Source organism: Neorhizobium sp. LjRoot104 (assembly GCF_964253725.1).
Taxonomy (GTDB): Bacteria; Pseudomonadota; Alphaproteobacteria; order Rhizobiales; family Rhizobiaceae; genus Neorhizobium.
In genome coordinates, this window is record NZ_CAXURS020000002.1 from 272,702 (window position 1) to 295,622 (window position 22,921).

At 59.6% G+C, this 22,921-nt stretch carries 18 protein-coding genes and 3 pseudogenes; 9 read left to right on the plus strand and 12 right to left on the minus strand.

Features of this window, described 5'->3' with window-relative positions; all coding sequences use genetic code 11:
• Nucleotides 1–17: 17 nt before the first annotated feature.
• The 6 genes from ACSQ8R_RS23415 to ACSQ8R_RS23440 are packed head-to-tail and all read right to left on the minus strand — an operon-like array spanning nt 18 to nt 7,587.
• Nucleotides 18–1,121, minus strand: a complete 1,104-nt coding sequence (locus ACSQ8R_RS23415; protein WP_436255773.1) for a CgeB family protein — start codon at nt 1,119–1,121, stop codon at nt 18–20.
• Nucleotides 1,118–2,209, minus strand: coding sequence for a CgeB family protein (locus ACSQ8R_RS23420; RefSeq protein ID WP_436255774.1), 1,092 nt, complete (start codon nt 2,207–2,209; stop codon nt 1,118–1,120). The genes ACSQ8R_RS23415 and ACSQ8R_RS23420 overlap by 4 nt, the downstream gene beginning before the upstream one ends.
• Nucleotides 2,206–3,336 carry a CgeB family protein gene (locus ACSQ8R_RS23425; RefSeq protein ID WP_436255775.1) on the minus strand — a complete coding sequence of 377 codons (1,131 nt, stop codon included), beginning with the start codon at nt 3,334–3,336 and terminating at the stop codon, nt 2,206–2,208. Before ACSQ8R_RS23425 ends, ACSQ8R_RS23420 begins: the two co-directional genes overlap by 4 nt.
• Nucleotides 3,333–4,412, minus strand: a complete 1,080-nt coding sequence (locus ACSQ8R_RS23430; RefSeq protein ID WP_436255776.1) for a glycosyltransferase family 4 protein — start codon at nt 4,410–4,412, stop codon at nt 3,333–3,335. The genes ACSQ8R_RS23425 and ACSQ8R_RS23430 overlap by 4 nt, the downstream gene beginning before the upstream one ends.
• A gap of 32 nt (nt 4,413–4,444) precedes the next feature.
• The gene (locus ACSQ8R_RS23435; protein ID WP_436255777.1) at nt 4,445–6,484 is read right to left on the minus strand and encodes an NAD-dependent epimerase/dehydratase family protein; all 2,040 of its coding nucleotides are present in this window, start codon (nt 6,482–6,484) and stop codon (nt 4,445–4,447) included.
• Complete coding sequence (locus ACSQ8R_RS23440; RefSeq protein WP_436255778.1) at nt 6,481–7,587, minus strand: NAD-dependent epimerase/dehydratase family protein; 1,107 nt, start codon at nt 7,585–7,587, stop codon at nt 6,481–6,483. Before ACSQ8R_RS23440 ends, ACSQ8R_RS23435 begins: the two co-directional genes overlap by 4 nt.
• A gap of 239 nt (nt 7,588–7,826) precedes the next feature.
• On the opposite strand from ACSQ8R_RS23440, the gene ACSQ8R_RS23445 reads away from it, so the two are divergent.
• From ACSQ8R_RS23445 to ACSQ8R_RS23460, 4 genes are all read left to right on the plus strand, one after another.
• Nucleotides 7,827–9,212: a UDP-glucose dehydrogenase family protein gene (locus tag ACSQ8R_RS23445; protein WP_436255779.1), complete on the plus strand. Its 1,386-nt coding sequence runs from the start codon at nt 7,827–7,829 to the stop codon at nt 9,210–9,212.
• A 116-nt stretch (nt 9,213–9,328) separates the two neighbouring features.
• A complete protein-coding gene (locus tag ACSQ8R_RS23450) occupies nt 9,329–10,237 on the plus strand; it encodes an MDR/zinc-dependent alcohol dehydrogenase-like family protein (protein ID WP_436257258.1) in 909 nt (302 codons plus the stop codon).
• Nucleotides 10,234–11,271 (plus strand): Gfo/Idh/MocA family protein, encoded by a 1,038-nt coding sequence (locus ACSQ8R_RS23455; protein WP_436255780.1) that lies wholly within the window; start codon nt 10,234–10,236, stop codon nt 11,269–11,271. Before ACSQ8R_RS23450 ends, ACSQ8R_RS23455 begins: the two co-directional genes overlap by 4 nt.
• A gap of 506 nt (nt 11,272–11,777) precedes the next feature.
• Nucleotides 11,778–12,596: an IS5 family transposase gene (locus tag ACSQ8R_RS23460; protein ID WP_436255781.1), complete on the plus strand. Its 819-nt coding sequence runs from the start codon at nt 11,778–11,780 to the stop codon at nt 12,594–12,596.
• A gap of 611 nt (nt 12,597–13,207) precedes the next feature.
• Here ACSQ8R_RS23460 and ACSQ8R_RS23465 read toward each other — a convergent pair.
• Nucleotides 13,208–13,822 (minus strand): cupin domain-containing protein, encoded by a 615-nt coding sequence (locus tag ACSQ8R_RS23465; RefSeq protein ID WP_436255782.1) that lies wholly within the window; start codon nt 13,820–13,822, stop codon nt 13,208–13,210.
• An 82-nt stretch (nt 13,823–13,904) separates the two neighbouring features.
• Here ACSQ8R_RS23465 and ACSQ8R_RS23470 point away from each other — a divergent pair, with 82 nt between their 5' ends.
• The gene (locus ACSQ8R_RS23470) at nt 13,905–14,870 is read left to right on the plus strand and encodes a LysR family transcriptional regulator (protein ID WP_436255783.1); all 966 of its coding nucleotides are present in this window, start codon (nt 13,905–13,907) and stop codon (nt 14,868–14,870) included.
• Between the two features lie 32 nt (nt 14,871–14,902).
• Here the strand turns inward: ACSQ8R_RS23470 and ACSQ8R_RS23475 are convergent.
• A pseudogene (locus ACSQ8R_RS23475) lies at nt 14,903–15,121 on the minus strand (LLM class F420-dependent oxidoreductase); the annotation flags it as partial.
• A gap of 22 nt (nt 15,122–15,143) precedes the next feature.
• Here ACSQ8R_RS23475 and ACSQ8R_RS23480 point away from each other — a divergent pair.
• A complete protein-coding gene (locus ACSQ8R_RS23480; RefSeq protein ID WP_436257340.1) occupies nt 15,144–15,269 on the plus strand; it encodes a hypothetical protein in 126 nt (41 codons plus the stop codon).
• A gap of 1,013 nt (nt 15,270–16,282) precedes the next feature.
• On the opposite strand, the gene ACSQ8R_RS23485 is transcribed toward ACSQ8R_RS23480, so the two are convergent.
• Together ACSQ8R_RS23485 and ACSQ8R_RS23490 are read right to left on the minus strand one after the other, a co-directional pair.
• Nucleotides 16,283–16,870 (minus strand): transglutaminase-like cysteine peptidase, encoded by a 588-nt coding sequence (locus ACSQ8R_RS23485; RefSeq protein WP_436255784.1) that lies wholly within the window; start codon nt 16,868–16,870, stop codon nt 16,283–16,285.
• A 188-nt stretch (nt 16,871–17,058) separates the two neighbouring features.
• Nucleotides 17,059–17,523 (minus strand): hypothetical protein, encoded by a 465-nt coding sequence (locus tag ACSQ8R_RS23490; RefSeq protein WP_436255785.1) that lies wholly within the window; start codon nt 17,521–17,523, stop codon nt 17,059–17,061.
• A 174-nt stretch (nt 17,524–17,697) separates the two neighbouring features.
• On the opposite strand from ACSQ8R_RS23490, the gene ACSQ8R_RS23495 reads away from it, so the two are divergent.
• Together ACSQ8R_RS23495 and ACSQ8R_RS23500 are read left to right on the plus strand one after the other, a co-directional pair.
• Nucleotides 17,698–17,991, plus strand: coding sequence for a hypothetical protein (locus ACSQ8R_RS23495; protein ID WP_436255786.1), 294 nt, complete (start codon nt 17,698–17,700; stop codon nt 17,989–17,991).
• Between the two features lie 419 nt (nt 17,992–18,410).
• Nucleotides 18,411–19,821: pseudogene (locus ACSQ8R_RS23500) on the plus strand (helicase-related protein); the annotation flags it as partial.
• A gap of 72 nt (nt 19,822–19,893) precedes the next feature.
• On the opposite strand, the gene ACSQ8R_RS23505 reads toward ACSQ8R_RS23500, so the two are convergent.
• Together ACSQ8R_RS23505 and ACSQ8R_RS23510 are read right to left on the minus strand one after the other, a co-directional pair.
• Nucleotides 19,894–20,391 carry an RES family NAD+ phosphorylase gene (locus tag ACSQ8R_RS23505; protein WP_436255787.1) on the minus strand — a complete coding sequence of 166 codons (498 nt, stop codon included), beginning with the start codon at nt 20,389–20,391 and terminating at the stop codon, nt 19,894–19,896.
• A 7-nt stretch (nt 20,392–20,398) separates the two neighbouring features.
• Nucleotides 20,399–20,749, minus strand: coding sequence for an antitoxin Xre/MbcA/ParS toxin-binding domain-containing protein (locus tag ACSQ8R_RS23510; RefSeq protein ID WP_147181730.1), 351 nt, complete (start codon nt 20,747–20,749; stop codon nt 20,399–20,401).
• Between the two features lie 336 nt (nt 20,750–21,085).
• Here ACSQ8R_RS23510 and ACSQ8R_RS23515 point away from each other — a divergent pair.
• A pseudogene (locus tag ACSQ8R_RS23515) lies at nt 21,086–22,872 on the plus strand (ParB N-terminal domain-containing protein).
• Nucleotides 22,873–22,921: the final 49 nt, after the last annotated feature.

A 22,921-nucleotide genomic window follows, 5' to 3' on the forward strand; every position in this document is an offset into this window, starting at 1 on the left:
CTCCTCATACCGAAATCTCAATCGAGCCTATCGGCGCGGGCCGACTGCCTTGCCGCAAGACGGTCGAGCGCCAACGCCAGATGGCGGGCCCGGGCCACGCCGGTATGCGACTGCATGACGCGCGCATGGGCCGCCTTGCTGATTGCCATGCGATGCGGCTCGTCCATGCCGGTCAGGACCGTGATCACGTCGTCCGTGCTGCGGGCAATGGAGATCGCCTCGCCATCCGGAAGAAGCTCGTCCAGACCGCGCCAGTCGTCGCTGATGATCGGCGTGCCGCAGGCGGCCGCCTCAAACAGCCGCACGCTGGGCGACCAGCCGGCAGCGATCATGTCGGCGCGCGTCACGTTCAGGGTGAACCGCTGCCGGCTGTAGAAGCTCGGATGGTCCTGCGGCGGCAGATGCTCGATCCGCTCCACATTCTCCGGCCAGTCGAACGTGTCGGGATATTGCGGACCAGCGACCACGAAACGCAGATGCGGCAGCGCCCACGCGGGTTCGATCAGAAGCCGCTCCAGCGTCGGCTGGCGGTCGACGCTATAGGTGCCGAGATAGCCGAGATCCCAGCGGGAGGCTTCGCCCGTATTGCCGTAGCGTTCCGCGTCAACAGAACAATAGAGGTCGATCGCGCGGCGGGCATGGTAGTCGTGCTCGAGCCGGGTCAGCACCTCGCCGCCCGAGAAGGAGAAATAGGCGTCGAAGACCGGGATCTGCCGTAGGCCTAGATATTCCTCGTCGCCGCGATCAAGCTTGGCCAGCGTCACGGGCGTATCGATGTCGTAGAAGCAGAGGCGCTTGGGCGACAGTGCCGCCACGGCATCGATGACCGCAACGCCTTCCGGCACATAGGAACCGATGATGACCGCGTCCGCCGCGCGGATTGCGTCAGCAAACGATCCGGTCAGTTCGTCAACGCTGGAATAGTACTGAAGGTGGCAGAAGTCGGGCTCAAGGAGATCCCGCTGGCTGGCATACCAGGGCACGTCACGCTCCAGGAAGAGGACCCGATGGCCCATCTCGTTGAGCCCTCGGATCAGCGCCCGGAATGTCGTGGCATGACCATTGCCCCAGGAGGACGACAGTGAAAGCCCGATAAAGACGATGTCGAGCGGGCGCGTCATTCGGCCGCCTCCATCTGCCGGGCCGCATGGGTGCGGAAGATAGCATCGACGGTAACGGCGCGGCTCGCATAGGTATGGTCCGCAAGGACGCGGGTGAGCGCCTTCTGGCCCATCACTTGCGCCCGCTCCGTCGTCAGCCCGGCCAGGATATCGGCAACGTCCTGGCCATCGCGGGCAACGAGTACCTCCTCTTCCGGCCGGAGAAAGAGGTCGATCCCTTCCCAGAAATCGGTGATCAAGCAGGCGCCGGCGCCGGCCGCCTCGAAGACGCGGGTTGCCGGCGAGAAACCGTTTTCGGCCATGCTTTCGCGGGAGATATTGAGCACGGCCTTCGGCGTCACGTTGAAGGCATTGTGGTCACGCGTCGAGACATGCCCAATATAGTCGACATTCGGCGCCATCGGCTTGTCCTGCCAGCCGGAGCCGCCGAGCAGGAAGCTTCCGCTCTGAAGCCGGTTGGCAGGCTCGAGGAAGAAATGCTCGACCCGAGCCTCGCGGTCCGGTAGGCGGTTGCCGAGAAAGCCGAGATCGGCGGTGAAGCGCGCATCGGGCCCAACCGGGTGGTGTGTCATCGGATCAAGCGCATTATAGATCGGAATGCAGTCGCGCGCGCCGAGCGCGCGATAGGCGTTGACCACCGGATCACCGCCGCCATAAGTCAGCACGAGATCGATAGCGGAAAGCGCCCTGCGCATGGGGTGGTCGGGGGCCGCGCGCAGTTCAGCAAGCGTTGCGGGAGCATCAACATCCCAGAAGATCTTGAGGGCACTGGGCCGCGCTGCACGCAGCACCTCCTCCAAAAGAAGATCGTCCTCGAAGCCGACGCCGCTCGCCTTGACGACGACATCGGCCTCGCCGGCCTTTGCGGCAACAGACTTCAGCGCCTCGACGGTCCCTTCATAGACGACGACCTTGCACCATTCCGGCGCCTCAATGTCGCGGTTTTTCTGCCGGTCATAGACGTCAGGCTCGTAGAAAGTGATGTCATAATCTTTATCCGCTAGTGCTCGAAGAAGGCCGCGGTAGTAGGTGGCGGCGCCATTCCAGTAGGCGGAAACGAGGCTGGAACCGTAAAAGGCGATCTTCATTCTGCGGCCTCCATAGAAACGAGTTTGCGGGTGACGCGATCGGTACCGCAGTCAGCTAGGATGGTGAGAAGTTCGTCGACCCGGTGGCGGCAGGTGTGGCGCGCCATCAGGGTTTCGCGGCCCGAGCGGGCAAGCGATTGCGCCAAATCCCGGTCGGAAAGAACCTCCCGCAGCCGCGCGGTCATCTCCTCGCCATCCTGCACGATGAGGTAGTCGTCGCCAGGGCGGAACAGATGCTCCGTATCGTCCCAGGGCGCCGAAATCAGCGGTATGCCGCAGGCAAGTGCTTCGAATGGACGGATGGTCGGGATGCCCGGAAGATTTTGCACATAAGGGCGCCGCGGAATATGCACCGTCACCCGATGCTGGGCAAAGGCATGGGGAACCTTGGCGTTGGCGATCCAGCCGCCAAAGGTGATGTTGGCGTCCTGCAACGCCTGCTTCGCATGGTCGGGATAGCGTACCCCATGCACCAGCGTCTTGAGGCCGAGTGTCTTTGCGGGCTTCACCAGAAACTCGATGATCTCTGCGGAGCGCTCATCGTCGCCCCAGTTTCCCACCCAAATCAGCTCCCCACGCTTGTCCACCTCTGGCATCGGCCTAAACAGCGTGTCGTCCCCCGCCTCATGCCATGTAAAAACGGTGCTGCCCCAGCCGGCTTTGAGGTAACGCTCGCGTAGCGTTTCCCCGAAGGCAAGAATGCCGTCGTAGTCAGTGAGCCTCAGCCCCGCGATGTCGCCTTCCGAGGAAACCGCCCTGTGATGGGTGTCATGGAACAACAGGGTGAATGTGCCACCGCTGGCACGGATGCGGCCTATTTCGGAGACGAGTGCCGGATCCGTCCACTCGTGCACCACAACCACATCCGCATCGGCAAGGGCTGCTTCATGGTTGAAGTCCGCACCATAGATCTCGGCGTGTAGTTCCGGAAAATGCGTGGCGAAATTTGTGAGTGCCGCCTCGCCCTGGTCCTGCACGAGATTACCGCGGCTCCAGGATTCGAAAGGCTCGAGGGCCACTGCCTGGTGGCCCCGACGGATCAGGTCGCGCATGATACCGCGCAGGAAATGCGCATTGCCGTGGTTCCAGTCGGATATAAGCGAGTGGGTGTAAAAAATGAACTTCATGCTAACTCCGCTGCGGAAAACGTTAAAGTGCGTCGGAGCAGGCCCCCATATAGACCCGCCATGGCTTCGGCTTGTGACCGCAGGTCGAAGCGTCTGGAGCGCTCCGAAGCCTTGTCCGCGAGTTGTGTCCGCAGATCGTCATCGCCGCAAAGGCAATCGACCGCCGCGGCCAGAGCCTTGGCGTCTCTGGGGTCTGTGAACAGGGCAGCCCCGTCCCAGAGTTCGCGGTAGGTGGGGATGTCTGCCAGAACGAGCGCATTATGGGCGCGCGCTGCTTCAAGGGCCGCGAGCCCGAAGGGTTCGTAGACGGAAGGCGACACAAAGACCGACGAGCGGCGCATCAACGCCATAACATCCGCATGCGGGAGCTCGCCGAGCCGTTCTGCATAACGGATCGGCACCGTCTCGCCGTCAGGTCCTGTGTTCGGTCCCGCCATCATGATAGGCCAGGCAGTGAACGCCGCAGCCTCGTCGAGCACGCCCCCGTTCTTGCCATCGTCCCACCATCGGGCAGCGGCGCAGACAATCGCATCCTTGGGCTCGGCTGTCTCTTCAGACCGGCTGGCGTTATAGACCACATGCAGCCTGTCGATCGCCCCGTACGTCTCCTCCAGCGTGCGGGCATGGCTGCGGCTTGGCGCAAGCGCGAGGTCCGCCCGGTTGAGTCCGCATCGGTTGATCGCATGGTGCCACTGCCAGTCCATTGGTACCGCTTCACCTCGGACGCCGGCAAACCAGGTCACCACGCAGGAATGAGACATGACGATCACCGGTATATCCGTATCGATCGCAGCCGCCTGCGAAGGCAGGTTGAGATGCAAGAGATCGACCGCTTCCGCACGCGCCAGGTCCGCGATTTGCGGCCCCACGCGGGAGAGTTCGTCCTCGTTTTCCACCATCCAGTCCAGCGGCGCATCGAGCCAGCGCAAATGCCCAAGCTCCGCGGCTTCCCTTTGTTGGCGATCCGACGGCTTGGGGCCGAGCCCGACGAACAGGAACTCAAAGCCTCGGGGGCGCAGGCTCGCGGCCAGGTCCATCCCATAGCGCCAGACGCCGCCCACTGCATCGATGGTCATAAGGATACGAACAGCGGAAGCTTTAGGTATCGTCATGCCGAAACTTTCCGCTTTTCCTGCCGGAGCACGGAGCGTCCGCCGAAGCGGCTGTCGGCCAGCCATTCTGCGAGGTGCTGGAGCCCGTTGCGCCAATGAACCTTGGCCTCCCAGCCCAGTTGGCTCTCCAGCGTTCGGGTATCTGCCACAAAGAAATACTGGTCGCCGGCGCGCCAGTCGCCAAACTGCGTGTTCAGCGGTCGGCCCGTGAGTTGCTCGATCTCGCGCAGGACGCTGAGGATGCTCACCGAGTTCCGAGGTCCGCCGCCAAGGTTGAAGGCCCTACCCTTGACCTGGTCGATTGACCCCAGCACAGTGCGATACGCTGAAACTGCGTCGCTTACATGCAGGATGTCGCGCACTTGCTTGCCGTCGCCGTAGATGGAGATCTCCTCGTCGGCCAGTGCCCGAATGAGGAAATGCGCCACCCAGCCCTGGTCTTCCGTGCCGAATTGGCGAGGGCCGTAGATGCAGCTCATCCGCAGTACGGCCGTCGGCAGGTCATAGGACTTTGCATAATCCAGCACATACTGGTCGGCGACGCCCTTGGAGCACCCATAGGGGGTGCAGAAGTTGATCGGTCGGTCTTCGCCGATCCCATGTGCACGGATCGCCTCGTCGGCCGGGACATACCGGTCGTCCAGCTCAAGCATCTGCACGTCTTCCAATGCGCCATATACTTTGTTGGTGCTGGCAAAGATGACTGGCGCACGCTTGCCCGCCTTGCGCACCGATTCGAGTACGTTGATCGTGCCGCGTGCGTTCGCCTCGAAATCATCGAGCGGATGCACGAGGCTAGTCGTCACCGCCGTCTGGGCTGCCAGGTGGAAAACGGCCTTCGCGTCGGTGAACGCCGCTTCTATCCCGCGCAGGTCGCGCACGTCGGCGAGCACTGGATGAACCTGGTCGCCATGCCGCTGCGTCAGCCATTCGAGGTTCTGATCCACACCCGAGCGCCCCAGGTTATCGAGGATGACGACGTCTTCGCCGTCGTTTAGGAAGCTGGCAGCAAGGCTGGAGCCGATGAAGCCGCTGCCGCCGGTGATCAAGATCGGTGCGGCGCCGGTGGAAAGGTTCGGCGCGGCAAGCTTGGCCACATCCTCAAGGCGAGACACGCCACCTTCCAGCAGCAGCCGGGCCAGCAACTTCGGCTGGTTGTCGTGCGTGACGGCGCCCAGGTGATAATGCCGCGGATCGAACCACAAGCCTTCCTGGACCGGCACGTCCGGCGCCACATCCTGCCAGGAATACCAGTACATGCGGTCTGCCGGAACGGTCAGGGCCTTCATGAACCGGCGGGCCTGCTCCATGTCGTCGCTGCGCCAAGTGGAGTAGCCGGTTTCGGTGATCCAGATCTCCGATGCGGGGTTGAAGCGGTCGAGGATCCGGCGCGTTTCGCCGAGATGCATGTCCCAGCCGCCCCAGGTTCCCTCTTCGCTGTCCCATGTGCCGGGGAAGCCATGGAATCCGACGGCGTCCACGACGTTGAGAACGCCGCGCTCGCCCATCAGGTTCAACCAGTAGGGATCGAAGGGGCAAGGTCCGCCGAGCACCGGCTTAAAGCCGCGCTGCTTGGCCCAATAAGCCGCGCCGCCGACCATCTCGGAAAACAGCAGGAAATCGGTGTCTTCGCGCCAGTCCCAGTCGAGGAGGTTGTTCGGCTCGTTCCACAATTCCACATGGGTGAAATGCTTGCCATAGCGGGTCAAAACGTGATCTAGAAAATCCGCATAGGACTTCAGGTCCTGCGGCGGCCCGTTGGCACGACCTGTCCGGGACAGCGACGGCGGCGTGTAATGGAGGCAGGGCAGCAGGTCGATCTGGCTGCCCAGATGCGGCATCAGCCAGTCGAACCATTCCTCGCCGCCGGGCGCGAGGTATTCGGCCCATGAGAGATGCGTGCGGAGATAACTTGCGCCGCTTGCGATGATTTGCGGCAGCAGGCGCTCCGTTCGTTCGTATTCGCCTGGCCTGAACCATTCTACAAAACCATACTGGCGAGGGTCCCGTGCAGCGGCTGGTTGAGGCTCCGTCATGATACGAGCCCCCGTTCTTCCAACTTACGCTTCATCTCCGCGCCGCGGTCGATTGCGCCGGTGCTGCGGACCCATTCCGCAAACGGACCTAGCGAATTCTCAAGACGGTGCTGGGGTTCAAAGCCCAGGAATTCGCGCGCCTTTGAAATATCCGCGAAGCAGTTGCGGATATCACCCGAGCGCGCCTTGTTCATGATGTCGGGCGAGATCTCCGGGACGCCCATGGCCTCGGCGAGAAAGGCCGCAACCTCAGCAATAGTGTAGGCTTGGCCGCTGCCAATATTAATCACATGGCCACTGGCTGCCGGCTTTTCCATCGCGAGACGGAAGCCGCGGGCGACATCGCGTACATGAACGAAATCACGGCGCTGCCGACCGTCCTCGAAAATCATTGGCGGTTGGCCATTCGCAAGTCGTGACGCGAAATTGGCAAGTACACCGGTATAGGGATTGGACAGCGCCTGGCCAGCGCCGAATACGTTGAAGAGGCGCAGCGCCACGGCTTCCACGCCGTAAGCCTCGCCGAAGATCAGCACCTGTTTTTCCTGGGCGTACTTGGTGAGCGCATAGATGGAGGCGAGATCGACCGGCTTTTCCTCGTCGGTCGGAACCGGAACGAGTTCTTCGCCATCGGCACCGGTCGCAGCCCATCGACCAGCTTTGATCTGCTCGGCCTTTCGCCGCACCAAGTCGAGCGAGCGTCCGTCGCGTGTTTGGTAGCGTCCCTCGCCATAGACGCTCATGGATGACGCGACGACAATGCGCTTGATCTGCTTGCCGATCATAGCTTCGAGAAGAACAGCGGTACCTAAATCGTTGCCGCCGACATAACGGGCAATTTCGTACATTGACTGGCCGACGCCAACTTCGGCGGCGAGATGAACCACACCATCGATGCCTATGAGCGCTTGCTCTACAACACCCTTGTCCCTCACGTCACCGCGGATAACTTCGGCCGCTTCCGCCACAGTCGCCTCTGTGTCGCCATGGACTTGATCGATGAACGCGTCCAGGATACGGACCTCGTAACCCTGTTCCAGAAGCTCCTCTGTGACATGACGGCCAATAAAGCCGCACCCGCCGGTCACAAGAATCTTTGCCATGAGGGCTCCTTTGTTGATAAGCATGAACCATGCGATGAGGTTCGAACCTTAGTCGGTCGCAAAAGTTCCTTCATCTATGACATCTTTGACATCAGTGACTTCATCAATGACATCGTCGCAGCCTAACTGGTGTTACGCCCACGCATGCAACGTCATCTTCTTCAATGTCATCCGGAACTCTTCACAGGATCCAGAGTTCGATCCACCAATGTAATTGCGATGATGGCGGAGTGGCAGGAATGAATGTTGTAATGATCGGTGCGGGCTATGTAGGTCTCACCACGGGCGCCTGTTTCGCGTCACTCGGCTACAAAGTCTGCTGTGTTGATATTGATGAGGGAAGAGTCGCTGATCTCAAAAACGGAATAATGCCGATTTATGAGCCCGGCCTGGCGGAACTGATTGTCGAGGGCCGCAAAGCGGGGCGGCTACGCTTTTCCGCTGACATCGGCGCATCGGTTGCTGACGCCGACTTCGTTTTCCTTGCTGTAGGGACTCCGTCGACAACCGATGGCGATATAGATCTGTCCTTTGTTGATGCCGCCGCACGCGGCATCGCCCCCTTTCTTTCCGATAACGCTGTCGTGGTTATCAAGTCGACGGTCGTGGCTGGCACGGCAAAGACCGTCGCCGACATCATCTCTTCTAAAAGAGCTGGCCGCCGTATTACTGTCGCCTCAAATCCTGAGTTCTTGCGCGAAGGGTCGGCCATCGCCGACTTCAGGAACGCGGATCGGATTGTGGTTGGCGCGGACGACGAAGGCGCTGCGAATTCCTTGAAGGAACTTTACCGCCCGCTGATCGAGCGCGGCGTTCCCTTCGTCGCCACCAGTACGATAGACGCGGAACTGATCAAGTATGCAGCCAATGCCTTTCTGGCATTGAAGATTGGCTTCATCAACGACGTCGCAAACATTTGCGAGAATGCGGGAGGTGATGTGACTGCGGTCGCAAAAGGAGTCGGACTTGATCGGCGCATCGGTCAGGCGTTCCTGCGGCCAGGCCCTGGGTTCGGTGGCTCCTGCTTCCCTAAGGATACGCGCGCCTTCGCCGCCACCGGTAAGCGCTTCGACGCGCCTCAGCCACTGATCGAAACGCTGATCAATTGTAACGAGAAGCGGAAAAGCGAGTTGGCGCACCGGATTTTGCAGGTGCTCGGCGCGACGGGCCACGCGAAAACGGTTACCATCTTGGGTGTGGCCTTCAAGGCGGAAACTGACGACGTCCGAGAATCCGCCGCCCTATCGATCATCCCGATCCTCCAGCGGGCCGGCATGTGGGTACGTGCCCATGATCCGAAAGCCCAGGCGTCGGCTCGCAAAATGCTAGGCGCTAGTGTTGAATGGCACGACGAACTTTACGCAGCGGTTAATGGGGTCGATGCAGTGGTCGTCTTAACCGAATGGGATGACTATCGCCGGATGAACTTGTCCCGGGTTGCAGAGCTAATGGATGGCCACCACCTCTTTGACTTCCGGAACCTCTTCATGCCGGAAGACGCAACCCGCCACGGCCTTGTTCATCATAGCCTTGGCCGTGCAATAGGCAGAGCCGAAAAAACGCAAGTCAATGTGCGGGGCGGCGGCGGTCCGGCCTTGATCGAAGTCGCTGCATCTCCCCGTTAACCGATCAATTCAAAGTTCTTACTAGGAGGTAACGAATGGATTTGTCCAACCAGCTAGCTGCTGGGCAGCTTTCTGCCGTTGTCATTCCAAAAGCAGGCGAAATACAACTTCGAAACATGGCTCTCGAAGAACCGGAGGCTGGGCAATTGCGGGTGCGCCTCGAGGGATGCGGCGTCTGCGCCTCGAACTTGACGCCTTGGGCAGGGCCGGACTGGATGCAGTTTCCAACGAAGCCGGGCGGGCTTGGCCACGAGGGGTGGGGACGGATCGATGCGTTGGGCGCAGGGGTCAACGGTTTGAAAATCGGCGACCGTGTTGCTGTCTTAAGCTACCATGCATATGCGAGCCACGATTTTGCTCCGGCGGACATGGTCGTGCCACTTCCCCGGGCGTTGGACGATAAACCCTTCCCCGGGGAACCACTCGGCTGCGCGATGAACATCTTCAAACGCTCAGACATCCGTGCAGGACATACCGTGGCTATCATCGGGATTGGCTTTCTCGGCGCACTGCTGACCCAACTCTCCGCCAAGGCGGGAGCCCATATCATCGCTATCTCCCGGCGTGAGGAGTCGCTCAAAGCAGCCAGGCGCATGGGCGCGGCCAAAACGATTGTGATGGACGATCACTGGCGCATTATCGAAGAAGTCAAAACCCTCACGGATGGGCGCTTCTGCGACCGGGTAATCGAGGCGGTAGGTCAGCAATGGCCGCTGGATTTAGCAGCGGAACTCACCATGGAACGCGGCCGCCTTATCATTGCTGGCTACCATCAGGAGGGTCCGCGACAGGTCAACATGCAGCTTTGGAATTGGCGCGGCCTCGACGTCGTCAACGCTCATGAGCGCGATCCCGCCATCTATATTCAGGGCATCCGCGCCGCAATCGACGCCGTGGTTGAAGGGCGTCTCGATCCCTCTTCGCTCTACACGCACCGCTATCCTCTGGCTCAGCTCGACCAGGCCCTAAACGACACACGTGACCGCCCCGACAATTTTATCAAGGCACTGGTGGTCAGCCGATGAATAGTATCGTAAAACAGGATCAAGTGGAGCCAATCGCCCGACCGGCACGCGTCGGTTTTCTGGGAGTTGGCTGGATTGGCCGCCATCGGATGGAGGCCATGGTCGCCACTGGACTCGTGGAAGTCGCTGCAATTGCCGATCCCTCTCCTGAAATGGTGGAAGCGGCAACCAAGGCGGCGCCGCAGGCCAAGCTGCTTTCCGATCTGGATGAGCTGCTAGCACTTGACCTGGATGGTGTCGTTATAGCCACGCCTAGCGCCCAACATGCAGAACAAAGTATTCGAGCGCTCAATGCGGGGGTCGCGGTTTTTTGTCAGAAGCCATTAGGCCGCACGGCGCGGGAGGTTGAAGCAGTGGTCGAGGCGGCCAGAACGGCAGACCGCCTTATCGGGGTAGACCTGTCCTATCGGCATACCGAAGCGATGCGACGGATCAAGGCGTTGCTACAGGCGCAGCATCTAGGTCAGGTGAGCGCTATCGACGTGACGTTCCACAATGCGTACGGACCGGACAAGCCATGGTTCTACGACAAGAAGCTCTCCGGTGGCGGATGTGTCATCGATCTTGGCGTACATTTGATTGATCTAGCTCTTTGGGCGCTTAATTTCCCTGAGGTAATCAGCGTCACGAGCAACCTGTTGGCGCAAGGACGGCCGTTGTCCAGCGCGCCCGAAGAGGTTGAGGACTATGCAGTGGCGACACTCCTTCTTGCGACCGGTGCTGTCGTTCGGCTGGCGTGCTCCTGGCGTTTGAACGCCGGGCAAGACTGTATCATCGATGCGAGCTTCTATGGCACCACTGGCGGAGCGGCTATGCGTAACGTCGGGGGGTCATTTTACGATTTTGCCGCCCAACGCTTCTCCGGGACCGTTACGGAGCAGCTTGCGGATCAACCGGACGAATGGGGCGGACGCGCGGCAACTGCCTGGGCGCGGCAGCTTGTCAGGAACCGGGGCTTCGATCCGGAGGCCGAACACCTGGTTCGTGTCGCCGAAGTTATCGACCGGATTTATACCGGTGCATATCGACCGTGAACGCCGGTGGAGAGAAAATGAGGCCGCCGTCTTGAAACTGCGGAACTGTCGGCCTTGATCTCAGTTTCTAGAGCGGCGAACGACAACGAGGCGCATATGCCGAAGCGACGGTTTCATTGGGAAAAAGAGCCGCCGGCACGACTGACCGATCTGGTACTCAGGAGCAGTCTGCCACAGTGGGTTGTCCGCGTGCTGAGACAAAGCGGCATCAAGAGAATGAGTGTAGTTGCCGCTCTCTCTGACGAGCAGTTGTTGGAGATACCTGGAATTGGCCGGCGATCGCTCACACTCATTCGAGACGAGATCAGCCGGATCACCGAGATGAGGAAGCAAGCCTCAACGCGTCATTGAGCACCTTGCGGTCTTTCCCGCCGCCATACCCCCCCACGATTGCGACCGATATTGCCGCCCTTAGTGTCTGTCCAAGAATGGCGATGATGGCGCGGGGTTGAGTGAAGGGCGGCAATCAGATTCTTTGTATTTTGCGACAAATACGGAGAGATCAAATGGCCTGGACACCCTTCACCCGGCGTCACCATGACAGAAGCCGCATGCGCTACGCAAGCGATCTGACTGACCGTGAGTGGAGCCTGATCGAGCGTTTCCTGCCAAGGCAGCCCCGACTGGGCCGCAGGCGCAAGACGTCGCTTCGGGCGGTAATGGACGGGATTTTCTATCTGCTGCAGTCGGGTTGCCAATGGGCATTGCTGCCGCATGATTTTCCGCCGAAGAGCACGGTCTATCATTATTTCAAGCGGTTCTGCCGGGACGGGACGTGGCGTCGTATCCATGACGCGCTCTACTGCCGAACGCGGCAGCTTGAGGGACGCGAAGAGCAACCATCATTTGCTATCATCGATAGCCAGTCAGTGAAGACTGGCCCGGACGCCCAACTTGATATCGGCTACGACGCGGGCAAAAAGATAAAGGGTCGCAAGCGGCACATTCTGGTCGATACCCTGAGCATGCTCCTGAAAGCCGAGATCCACTCGGCAGGTATTCAGGATCGCGACGGAGCGGCACTTGTTTTCGACAGGCTCGCCAACCGCTTTCCCTTTATCGAGAAAATCTGCGGCGATGGTGGCTATCAGGGCCCGACAGTCGAAGAGGCCAGTCCGCGACCGATGGAAATCGTCAAACGCAATCAGGTCGGCTTTCAGGTGTTGCCAAAGCGATGGATTGTCGAGCGGACGCTGGCGTGGCTCGGCATAAACCGCCGAATGGCTAAGGATTTCGAACGTTTCGCGGCCACAAGCCTCGCCTTCATCCAAACCGCAATGATCAAGCTCATGACCAGAAGACTTGCTCGATATCCGCTTTCTTGAATGGACTCTAAAGCAGACGGCCGAGGAACTTCGGCGGGCTCGTCCACGGCCGCGCGACCTCAAGGCTGGTGAGCTGGCGGGAAGATTGGCGAAGATTTTAGATGATCTCGCGGCAAGAACTACTAAACCTGATCGCGAGACTCCCCACACTTTCCTCGGTGTCGCTCGCAAAGTGTTGCGGCGCATAGCGAGCCGCGTTTCAGGAGCCTGGAAAGCACATCATGACTGTGATTGGTTGATGCTGTCCGCATCTGACAGCGAGATAAACTAGGCAGTCACTGTCCGAGCCCGTCCTTAGTTGGCTTCTTACCGGTAACGCGTAGTGATATTTGAGGAGGCCGGCGCCTTGTCAAATCTGGGTGCATCGCGGGGGACGGGATGCCCGCCGCACCGCACGAGCATCGGCGTGTCCAGTCCAAGCGCTTTAATGGATGAGCCTCATCACCCAACCGGTATCTCGGCAATCCTTGCATGTCCAGGATTGTGCTTCCGCAGAACGTTTGCTCTTGCCGGGCAGATTGCTCCGGCAGGGTCAATTCATCGACCGCGGAAGTTGTACAAAGCGTCGGTTCCTTTCACGAGAGATAAGAACAAATTTCCGGCCGCCGACGTCATTCGGCAAACGCCTGTTCGTTCTCGATGGCCCGCCGTTCGGCCCTGCTGGCCGGCCTGATGGCCAGGCGGTAGCCCATCAGGCGAGCGATAGGCGCCAGCGTTGCGTAGAGAGCCTTCTGCACCCAGACCGGCGGACCGGAGATATACAGGTGGTCCGGGAAGGCGTTGAGCCCGAGGGCGATTGGCAGCAGCTTCACCGAACCGTCCGGCTTGAAATAGCTCGGGTATTCCGAGGTCCAGCGGGCGATGTTCAGGAAGAACCGCAGGTGCTGCTGGGCAGTGACGAAGGTTACCGTCAGGTGGGTGTCGCCGTCAAATGCGTTTCGGAAGAAATGGCTGGCGCCCTTCGGCACTGTGATCGACTGGCCCTCGGCCGCGAAATATTCCTTGCCGTCGATCATCACCATGACGCAACCGCTGTTGACGGTGAAGATCTCGTCGGTGCCAGGATGAATATGGGCGACTGCATTGCCGCCACCGGAGCCACCCTTGCCAAGCACGACATCCATGCGGCTGGATATCCCTCCTTCATGGGGGTGGGTGAAGACAAAGGTCTCGCTGTTGAAATGGTTGACGATACGGGTATAGGCAGGCACAAGCGCTTCGCGCATGGCGTTTCTCCTTGCATTCGGAAACTGATATGGCGTGTTTTGGCCCGCAAACTCGTTTCGCGGGCAATGAAAGCCGTGTAGATTGTCAGCGTTTCTGCTTCAAACACCGTTTTTGCCGCTGTCTTCACCGGATTTGCATAACGTGACGGAACTGATGAATGTCGATGATCTGCGTTTTCTGCTATCGGTTGCCGAGACTGGATCGACGCTCTCGGCCTCCAAGGCACTGAAGGTCAGCCAGAGCACCGTGTCCCGCCGGATCGCTGCGCTCGAGGCAGATCTCTGCATCCAACTGTTCGACAAGCGGCGCACTGGTTATGTGCTGACGGAGGCGGGGGCGGCATTGATCGCACCTGCAGAGGCGGTGCGCCAGGCGGTGGACGCCTTTTCCAACGCGGTCGGGAGTCTTTCTCGCGAGATTTCAGGTACGGTTCGGTTCACCACCAATGAGGTGCTGTCCAATCTGCTGCTGACGGACCTGACGATGCGGCTGAAGCAGGTGCATCCGGGCGTGCGGCTGGAGGTGGACACCAGCAACCTGTTGCGGGACCTTTCCAACGGGGAGGCCGACGTCGCGTTGCGGGCGGCACCGGCGCCGACGGAGGCCGGGCTAGTGGGGCTTAAAATGGTGGAGGATTATTGGAGTCTCTACTGCTCGCGCAGCTATGCCGAGCGCAATGGCGTGCCGAAAAGCCCGGAGGAATTATCGGCCCACGCTCTGGTCGGCATCGACACCCATGTGCGGAGCCGCCCTATTTTTGAATGGGCAAGTCAGCATTTCCCCCCGGAGACGGTGTTGTTGCGACAAAATAGTATTCCCGCTGTCTTCGCCAGCGTGCGCAACGGGCTCGGCATCGGATTTTACTCGGAGTTTATCGCGGCAAGCGATCCCCATCTTGTTCAATGCTTCCGCCCTCCGGTGCCGCCTGCAGCGGAAATCTGGTTAGTGACGCATGAGCGGCTGCGCCACGTGCCGCGGGTCAGAGCAGTGATGGATGCGATCAAAGGGTTGGTTAAGGAGAAAGGGGGACTCAATCAGCTTCCATGACGTTTGAAGAGACCACGGAATGCACCACCAGCCCCCGGTATCGCGAGGCTCCCGAACGGCAAGTTGATATTCACCATTGCGGCGCCGAGCCAAGCCCAGTTGTTGCCGGAACTTCTCTGTCGCTCGCTCCAAGGCGCCAGGTGATCAGATGTCATAATAGCTTGGAAACCTGCGCGTTCAGCCGCCTGAACGTAATCAAGGAGCTGGCTTGGGGCGAATTGTTCGTGCGAGGCGTGGTAGCCAATTAGCATCGCCCGCCCGCATGAAGTCGTCATGCAAGCGGAAGGCAGCGGTCACCGCACAGTTCATACGCTCGCCTCGATCACCTACGTGGTCGGCGACGCGGCTTTCGTGCACCAGACCATGTTCATGCCCGACAGCGGCGCCGAACTGGGGTGAAAACGCTCGAAATTTCCGGAATGTGTGGAATCCGCCGAATTAGGACATCCGACAAGGCGGGTTAGCAGCCTCTCTCAATCTACCATCGATAATCGCTACTTATCGATGGTTATAACCTCAACCGGCATGCATGGCATGTGGCGAACCCTAGATGTCGGCCCCTGCATCCTTCGCTCACCGGCACTGGCTCAGTTCCGGCGGGGCAGATCTTTGACAAAAACGCTTGAAAAACTCCGTGCGATTAGACGACCCCATCTTGTTCTGACCCCATTCGAGCAACTCTTATCCGCGAACGCCGCCGTCGCCTGACGGCGCATTTTTCATGTGGTAGTATTGCTGGCAGGTCATGCCCCGACCCTTCAGTGCGCGATCGATTTCGATCATCTTCGAAGGGCAGTTGGCGCCCCTTATGCTTGAGCTAAGCCTATTAATCCTTTCCGAGACCGTTCTGCGGCCTAAGTCACAAGGGCCAAATTCTTTGTCCTTTCGCAATAACTGTTCTAGTTCTGCGGCAGTCTCGATCACCGCCCGGCAGGCCCTAGGATCGTCCTTAGCCTGATTTGCAGGACGGTTTTGTGTCTGCTCTCTTGCCGGTCTTATCGGCTTTTCTGGTGAGACAGTAGGACCTGCGACCCTAGAAGCCTGAAACCGGCATTCTTCCGAGTTGGCGGTCTGCTTGTATGTGCCACTCAGGCTATTCCCACCTATATTCCCCGAAAACCGCGCAATGTTGCCCATCCAATTCCGCGTCGAGAAGGACACGGATCCTCCAGACACGCGACCCTCAAATATCGTCCCGTTAGTGACGCTTCCCGATACTGTGCCCGATCCAGAGATTATAATTTGCAAAGAGCCGGATCCGTAACTGCAACTGATAGATCCGCTCCATGAACCCGCAGCAGAGACATTGGCGGCATAGCTATCGTGCGCGAGAAAGAGTACGGAGATGACGGCGAACGCCGTCCTAAAGTTGAATTGCATGGATGACCCTCCCAGCGATCCCTTCGCCATTTTTAAGGCTTACCGGTAAAGTCACGAACATCCCTTACTTTGGCCCAGCGGCTAGAATCGCTTTCAGATTGCCGCTTCAGAAAGGTGTAAGGCACATCACGCCAAAGCTTCACCTCATCGGTCAGCTGGTCTAGGATGAAGTCGCCTTTGTCGGTTATCACCACGAGCACCGCAGTACCTTCGCCTTCCTTCGTAATTGCAACCGCCAGGAGCAGGTTGGAAAGCGGGACGCCGTTATCTGCCAGCTCCCGTTGTTTTAGAAGAGCAACGTCTTCTACGTCGCCGGCACCCGTCGGGTAAGCCCAGTATTCCTCAACTCCATAGAGTTCGACATCCGTCTTCGGTTTAATCCGGGCGTTCGCCCGGCGATTAACATCCTCGAGCATTTCCTTTACCGCGGGCGTTAGTTTCAGCGGACCCATAGGTGTGATTGGGCCGCCGCACTCGGTAGGGCTGCGCTTGCATTGTTCGTAGTGTCCATTTGGAGGATTGGCCACGCCATGGATCAGCATCGCGGGCCCAGCCTGGTCGGCTAGGGCCACCGATGTCGCTGCAAACCACATTTTCGCGGTTATGAAGATCCGCCGCATGGTTGTTACAACCTCAACATCTGAAACGTAGTCTCATTCGCCCTGTGCATGTTCCCGCCGCTTGTCAGATCCACTTGGATGCTTTCGAATTCCGCGTCTATGAGCTCGAGTGCCCAGTTGATGGCGCCAGTTAAAGAGCGAGAACTAATGCGAGTTCTGTCTTGCTGATCCCAGGGGTCCCGAAGAAATTAATCGAAGTATCCTTCCCTTTCCAGCCAATCTTCAATGATCCATTCAAGGACGGCTTCCGGTCTCGCAGGCGGGCTTTGATTTAGACAGAAATCCTCTATGGCTTCCCGGACCTTAGGCGACCGCGATATATTAGCCGTGCTCTCGACAAGTGGCGTTTCCGCCTCCGGGGCATCTTCTATCGGAAGCAGTCCTTTTCTCACCAATCCTCGCGCAGAGCTTTTGACCGTTTCCTCACACTGTCGAAAAGCTGCTTCGACCTCTTCACTAAAGCGGGGGAGCCGCTTGTTTTCTGAGATGAATGCGCCGATCTCGGCCAAGCCCTCATTCGTCATGGTGTGATTGGATAGAACGAGCGACCACGCCACTTCAGAAATACCAAATGGTTGCTGCCGGCATTTATTGCACGGAGTCCAGCAACCGTGTTTTTCATTGCCGCATCTGATGCAGATCGCCCGAGTCATCCTTCCCCCTCAGTATTTGAATAGATGCAGACAGTCCGGCGTAGGCTCACCACAACTAATGTGGACCTGCAATTCGCGCCGACAATAGATGACGTTATCGGATCCGCATGAATCAAACTAGCAGATTTGACTATATCTCGATTATGTTGTCCATCTTTCTCGGGCTGCTTCGGGATGACATTTGATATCGATTTTGCCAAAGTCCTGCACCCGGATGGATGCAAATGGGTGGAGCTCGCGGGCCGGGCCGATCTCGGCGAAGCGATTGAGATCGCCAAAGCCTATGCGTGTCATCAGGTCGAGATCTTGAATTCCGAGAACGGCTGGTTCGCGGTGGTGCTGGGGCCAATCGAGCCAATACATGGGCGAATTCAAAAGTGGTTTGGCTGCACTCTCCCCCGCTCCCGAACGAGGGCGATGGGTGCCCTGCCGGCCCTCTCGCGGCTAGGAGAATCTTCAGGCCGCTAGCCGGTCGAATTTGTTCTATGCACAAGTTAACCCCTAACGCCACCACCCGAAGGTCCGCTATTTTGGAGACTATGACGAGCGCATGATTGCCCACGTCCTTTCAGGGCGAGGTCGATTTGCGCCATTTTTGATGGGCAGTTGGCGCCTCTGATCCCTGAGCTAAGCCTGTCAATCCGGCCCGAGATATTAAGACGACTCAGATCACAAGGAGCAAGCTTCTTCTCCTTGCGGATCAAGCTTCTTAATTCGAAGGCAGTTTCCATAACCGCCTCGCACGCCCTGGGGTCATCTTTTGGCGGTTTTAGAAGCGATGGAGGGGAGCTTCCGGAGCGTGTATTTTGAGAATCAATGCCATTGTTATTTTGCGACGAGTTATTGCTATCGCTTCCTGTTAGAGCTGCACTCCAACTGCATGCTCCTCCATTGAGCAGCGCGAGGGGCCCGCCAAGCCAGGCGACGACATCCTTCTCTCCGTCATCACCGATGGGCGCCACGCCGCGATCGATCTGCGCTTCGTCATGCCGAGCGCCGGGAACGAAGAAGATAACAAGCTCAATCTGCTTGTGCGGAATGCCCACCGGATCTGGAAGGAGACTGCCGAGGCCATCTACCGGCGCCCGGACGGCAAGGATTTTGATCTGCCTGGGGCCGCGCAGATGATCTTTTCCGATCTCGGCACGATCAATGTCGAAAAGTCCCGCGGCTTCTCGGCCTATCGCTTCATCCGCGATGAACTGATCCGGCTCGGCGTGCCGGCCTCCGAGATTGCCTTCATGCAGGACTATAAGAAGACCGAGGCCAAGCAGCGTCTGTTCGGCGATGTCCGCGCCGGCAAGGTCCGCTTCCTGATCGGCTCGTCGGAGACCATGGGCACTGGCGTTAATGCCCAACTTCGGCTCAAGGCGCTGCACCATCTCGACGTCCCGTGGCTTCCGTCGCAGATCGAGCAGCGCGAGGGCCGGATCGTCCGCCAGGGCAATCAGCATGAGGAGGTCGAAATCTTCGCCTATGCCACAGAAGGCTCGCTCGACGCCTCAATGTGGCAGAACAACGAGCGCAAGGCCCGGTTCATCGCCGCCGCCCTCTCCGGTGATACCTCTATCCGGCGACTGGAAGACGTCAGCGAGGGCGCCGCCAACCAGTTCGCGATGGCCAAGGCGATCGCCAGTGGCGACGAGCGGCTGATGCAGAAGGCAGGGCTCGAAGCCGACATTGCCCGGTTGGAGCGTTTGCGTATCGCCCACGATGACGATCTGTTCGCGGTGCGCCGGCAGATCCGCGATGCCGAGCGTGAGATCGAGACCGCCAAGCGACGCATCGGCGAGATCGGTCAGGACATTGAGGGGCTGCTGCCGACGTCAGGCGAAAGCTTCGCCATGACCATGACGGGCAAGCCATATACCGAGCGCAAGGAAGCTGGTCGGGCGCTGATGAGGGAAATCCTCACTCTGGTTCAGCTACAGCAACAAGGCGAGGTCCACATCGCCAGCATCGGAGGCTTCGATCTCGTCTATACCGGCGAAACGTTCGGTCGTGGCTGCTCCAGCGCACCGGCGCCGACTATGAGATCGAATTGCCAGTAACCGTCACGCCGCTCGGGGCGATCTCCCGTCTTGAACATGCGCTCGACGGGTTGGAGGAGGAGCGGAACGTTATCGCCACCGTCTGGAAGAGTACCGGCGAAGGCTTGTGTCCTATCAATCCCGACAGGGCGGCGCCTTCGCCTTCGCCGATGAGCTCGCCGACAAGCGCAGGAAACTCCGGGAGGTCGAGGAAGCGCTGGCCGCGTCTGCGCAAGAGGATGCCGGAGCGGAGAAGGAAGCGGCTTAACGCTATGCTAGGCCGGTCGCGTGATCGTATGCGGCCGGCTTTTCGTGTTCGGGCGGATGATGTGCTGTCAGATTAGCGGGAAAGTCGGCCTTCGTCATCGATCAGGATCAGCCGACCGGGAGCCACGCTGCCCCATGTCCAGAGGACGAGATTGAGATCATCATCCGTGGCGCCGGGAGCAAAGCTCCTCACGAGCAGTCCGCAACAGCCGTCGGCAGCCAGTTGGCGTGCGAAGGTTTGCGTTCTCGCTTCCCCCGAAACTTTCATCTGGTCACGCCAGGTCGGATCAGCGAGCGCTGCCGCATCCATCCCTCGCGCCCGAAGGGCCGCGTCGTCCCGGCAGTCAAACACAGTCTCGAGATCGGCGTTGTAGGAGACCAGCGTCGTCGGTTGCAGATTGCCGACCTGATTGGCTTCTTTCAGCGCCGTCATGATTGTCAGCGACGTATAGAGGGCCGGCATGCCTTTCGGGTTGAACCGGCCGCCATAGAGTTCCGCGCCACGTCCGGACAGAGGCTCGCGGGCGTAAATCGGGTTGAGCGCCCGGTAGAGCTTTCCTTGATAGTTCATCGGCGGGCTATGCGTGGACGCCGGCGTCAACCGCATCGATATAGTCGAGCACCTCGTCGGCGCGGCCGTTGCGGACCAGCTGCATCGCGGTCTGGCCGGAGAAGCCGGACAGCGGCTCGGAGCGATACCATGCATAGGCCATTAGCGCCGAGCCGAAGCGCGGTTCGACCTTGTTGACGATCTCGATCATCTCGCGCAGGCGCCGCTGCGTTCTGTCAGAGCGAATACGGTCCTTGCGTTGGATCGCATCTTTTCCGAGTCCCGCGGTGCGGGCGATCTCTTCGCTGGTCGTGCGAAATGCATCCGCGATCTTACGCGGCGCAAACAGTCCATCGTCTGCATATTGGGCAAGACCCATGATCGGCTCCATCTCCATAATGCCGTTAGCATAGCCGCTATATAGCGTCAATAAATGCGGCATTCAATGCTTTTCGAGAAAAAGAAAATGAGGGGAGAAAGAGAACCCCGCTCGCAGATCGGTCTTCCCGCCGCCGCTGCCGCTCAACCGCCCCCTGCGCAACCCTGCCCGTCATTCTCGCAAGGCTTTGCCTCGCTCGCCCTGACAGTCAGGGCCGCTCGCGCGCAGTTGCGCCGGTGTGCCCGTCCTGCGGTCCGGGAGATGTCTTCGGAAAGAACTGAAGGCAGGAAGGACCGGTGAGGTGCCGGTTCCGATATCCCGGAAGGAACAGATCCCATGCAGATCCTCAAACTCGATCCCCGTGCGCTGAAGGACAACCCCGACGACGCGCGCCGTTCGAAGTCGTCTCCACAATCCGATGCGCTGCTGCTTGCAACGGTGAAGGCTGTCGGCATCATCCAGCCGCCGGTCATCTCCCCGGAAGTCGACGGCGGTAATGGCTATATCATCCAGGCCGGACATCGCCGCGTGAAGCAAGCAATCGCGGCCGGACTGGAAGAAATCACCGTTCTTGTCGTCGAAGCGGCCAACGACAACGGCGCGATGCGCTCGATGGTGGAGAACATCGCCCGTGAGCCGCTCAATCCTGTCGACCAATGGCGCGGCATCGAGCGCCTCGTAGCACTCGGCTGGACCGAGGAAGCGATCGGCGTGGCGCTGGCATTGCCCGTCCGCCAGATCAGGAAGCTCAGGCTCCTTGCCAACGTGCTGCCGGCCATGCTCGATCAGATGGGGCTTGGCGACATGCCGAACGAGCAGCAGTTGCGGACCATTGCCGCAGCCTCGCTCGGCGAGCAGAAAGAGGTCTGGAAGGCCAACAAGCCGAAGAAGTCCGAGCGAGCCGACTGGTACAATATTGCCCGCGCGCTCTCCAAAACCCGCATGTTCGCCAGGGATGCGAGCTTCGGGGATGATCTCACTCAAGCCTACGGCATCGAGTGGGTCGAGGACTTGTTCGCTCCCGCCGACCAGGACAGCCGCTATACGACCAATGTCGAAGCATTCCTTGGCGCCCAGCAGGAATGGATGACATCGAACCTGCCGAAGAAGGGCACGATCGTCGAAGTCAATAACTGGGGCCAGGCGGAACTGCCGAAGAAGGCGGAGCGGGTCTACGGTAAACCGTCGAAGTCCGATCATGTTGCATGTATCTCGACCGGGACGGCAAGGTTCAGTCGGTCCATTACCGGATGCCGGATGAGAAGAAAGCCAAGGGCAAAGGCGGCATTGCCCCAAGCAACGACGCGGCGGATGTGGAAGACGACGACATCATCGACGCGCCGAAGCAGCGGCCCGACGTCACGCAGAAGGGCCAGGACATGATCGGCGATTTCCGCACCGACGCGCTGCACGAGGCGCTCGGCCGTGCGCCGATCGAGGACGACATGCTGATGGCGTTGCTCCTGCTTGCCTTTGCCGGCCTGAACGTCCGCATCGATTCCGGCGCCAGCGATCCGGTATTCGGGCCGAAGCGGTTCAAGCGCCACGCAGCTCGGCTAATCGGTGAAGACGGAAAGCTCGCCTTCGACACGGAGACGCTGCGGGTTGCCGCACGCTCCATGCTGATCGACGTCCTGTCTTGCCGGCGCGGCATGTCGAACAGCGGTGTTGTATCCCGTATTGCAGGCGACGCCGTTGGCGCTGATGGCTTCCTGCCGAACATGGGCTCGGAGGACTTTCTGTTGTGCCTCTCGCGGCAGGCGCTGGAAGCGGCGGCGAAGGAGGCGAATGTGCTTCCACGGCAGAAGGTCCGCGAAACTCGTTCCGCTCTGGTCGACCATTTTAAGGAGGAGCGTTTCGTCCATACGTCCGCACTCTTCGCACCCGATCTGGCCGAAGTGGCGGACCTGATGAAGCACGCCGAGACGTCCGCGGACGATGAAGCCGAGGATGATGTCACCACCGGCGATATCGAAGAGCTGGAAGAAGACGGCGGCGCGGTCGAACCGCACCTTGACGAAAATGACGTCGCCGATCGTTTCGAGAGGGAGGAGGCTCCCGACACCTCTGATGACGACGATCACGCTGATGAGACCGACGCTTATGGGGTCGCGGCGGAATAGCCGCAGTCACATCCTCAATTCCGAATGATCTCCCGCCGCCGGTGTTCTG

Bases quoted from the DNA above. Each gene is read 5' to 3' on its own strand.
- ACSQ8R_RS23415 (WP_436255773.1), bottom strand. From the start codon at position 1,121: ATGACGCGCCCGCTCGACATCGTCTTTATCGGGCTTTCACTGTCGTCC.
- ACSQ8R_RS23420 (WP_436255774.1), bottom strand. From the start codon at position 2,209: ATGAAGATCGCCTTTTACGGTTCCAGCCTCGTTTCCGCCTACTGGAAT.
- ACSQ8R_RS23425 (WP_436255775.1), bottom strand. From the start codon at position 3,336: ATGAAGTTCATTTTTTACACCCACTCGCTTATATCCGACTGGAACCAC.
- ACSQ8R_RS23430 (WP_436255776.1), bottom strand. From the start codon at position 4,412: ATGACCATCGATGCAGTGGGCGGCGTCTGGCGCTATGGGATGGACCTG.
- ACSQ8R_RS23435 (WP_436255777.1), bottom strand. From the start codon at position 6,484: ATGACGGAGCCTCAACCAGCCGCTGCACGGGACCCTCGCCAGTATGGT.
- ACSQ8R_RS23440 (WP_436255778.1), bottom strand. From the start codon at position 7,587: ATGGCAAAGATTCTTGTGACCGGCGGGTGCGGCTTTATTGGCCGTCAT.
- ACSQ8R_RS23445 (WP_436255779.1), top strand. From the start codon at position 7,827: ATGAATGTTGTAATGATCGGTGCGGGCTATGTAGGTCTCACCACGGGC.
- ACSQ8R_RS23450 (WP_436257258.1), top strand. From the start codon at position 9,329: ATGGCTCTCGAAGAACCGGAGGCTGGGCAATTGCGGGTGCGCCTCGAG.
- ACSQ8R_RS23455 (WP_436255780.1), top strand. From the start codon at position 10,234: ATGAATAGTATCGTAAAACAGGATCAAGTGGAGCCAATCGCCCGACCG.
- ACSQ8R_RS23460 (WP_436255781.1), top strand. From the start codon at position 11,778: ATGGCCTGGACACCCTTCACCCGGCGTCACCATGACAGAAGCCGCATG.
- ACSQ8R_RS23465 (WP_436255782.1), bottom strand. From the start codon at position 13,822: ATGCGCGAAGCGCTTGTGCCTGCCTATACCCGTATCGTCAACCATTTC.
- ACSQ8R_RS23480 (WP_436257340.1), top strand. From the start codon at position 15,144: ATGCAAGCGGAAGGCAGCGGTCACCGCACAGTTCATACGCTCGCCTCG.
- ACSQ8R_RS23485 (WP_436255784.1), bottom strand. From the start codon at position 16,870: ATGCGGCGGATCTTCATAACCGCGAAAATGTGGTTTGCAGCGACATCG.
- ACSQ8R_RS23490 (WP_436255785.1), bottom strand. From the start codon at position 17,523: ATGACTCGGGCGATCTGCATCAGATGCGGCAATGAAAAACACGGTTGC.
- ACSQ8R_RS23495 (WP_436255786.1), top strand. From the start codon at position 17,698: ATGACATTTGATATCGATTTTGCCAAAGTCCTGCACCCGGATGGATGC.
- ACSQ8R_RS23505 (WP_436255787.1), bottom strand. From the start codon at position 20,391: ATGAACTATCAAGGAAAGCTCTACCGGGCGCTCAACCCGATTTACGCC.
- ACSQ8R_RS23510 (WP_147181730.1), bottom strand. From the start codon at position 20,749: ATGGGTCTTGCCCAATATGCAGACGATGGACTGTTTGCGCCGCGTAAG.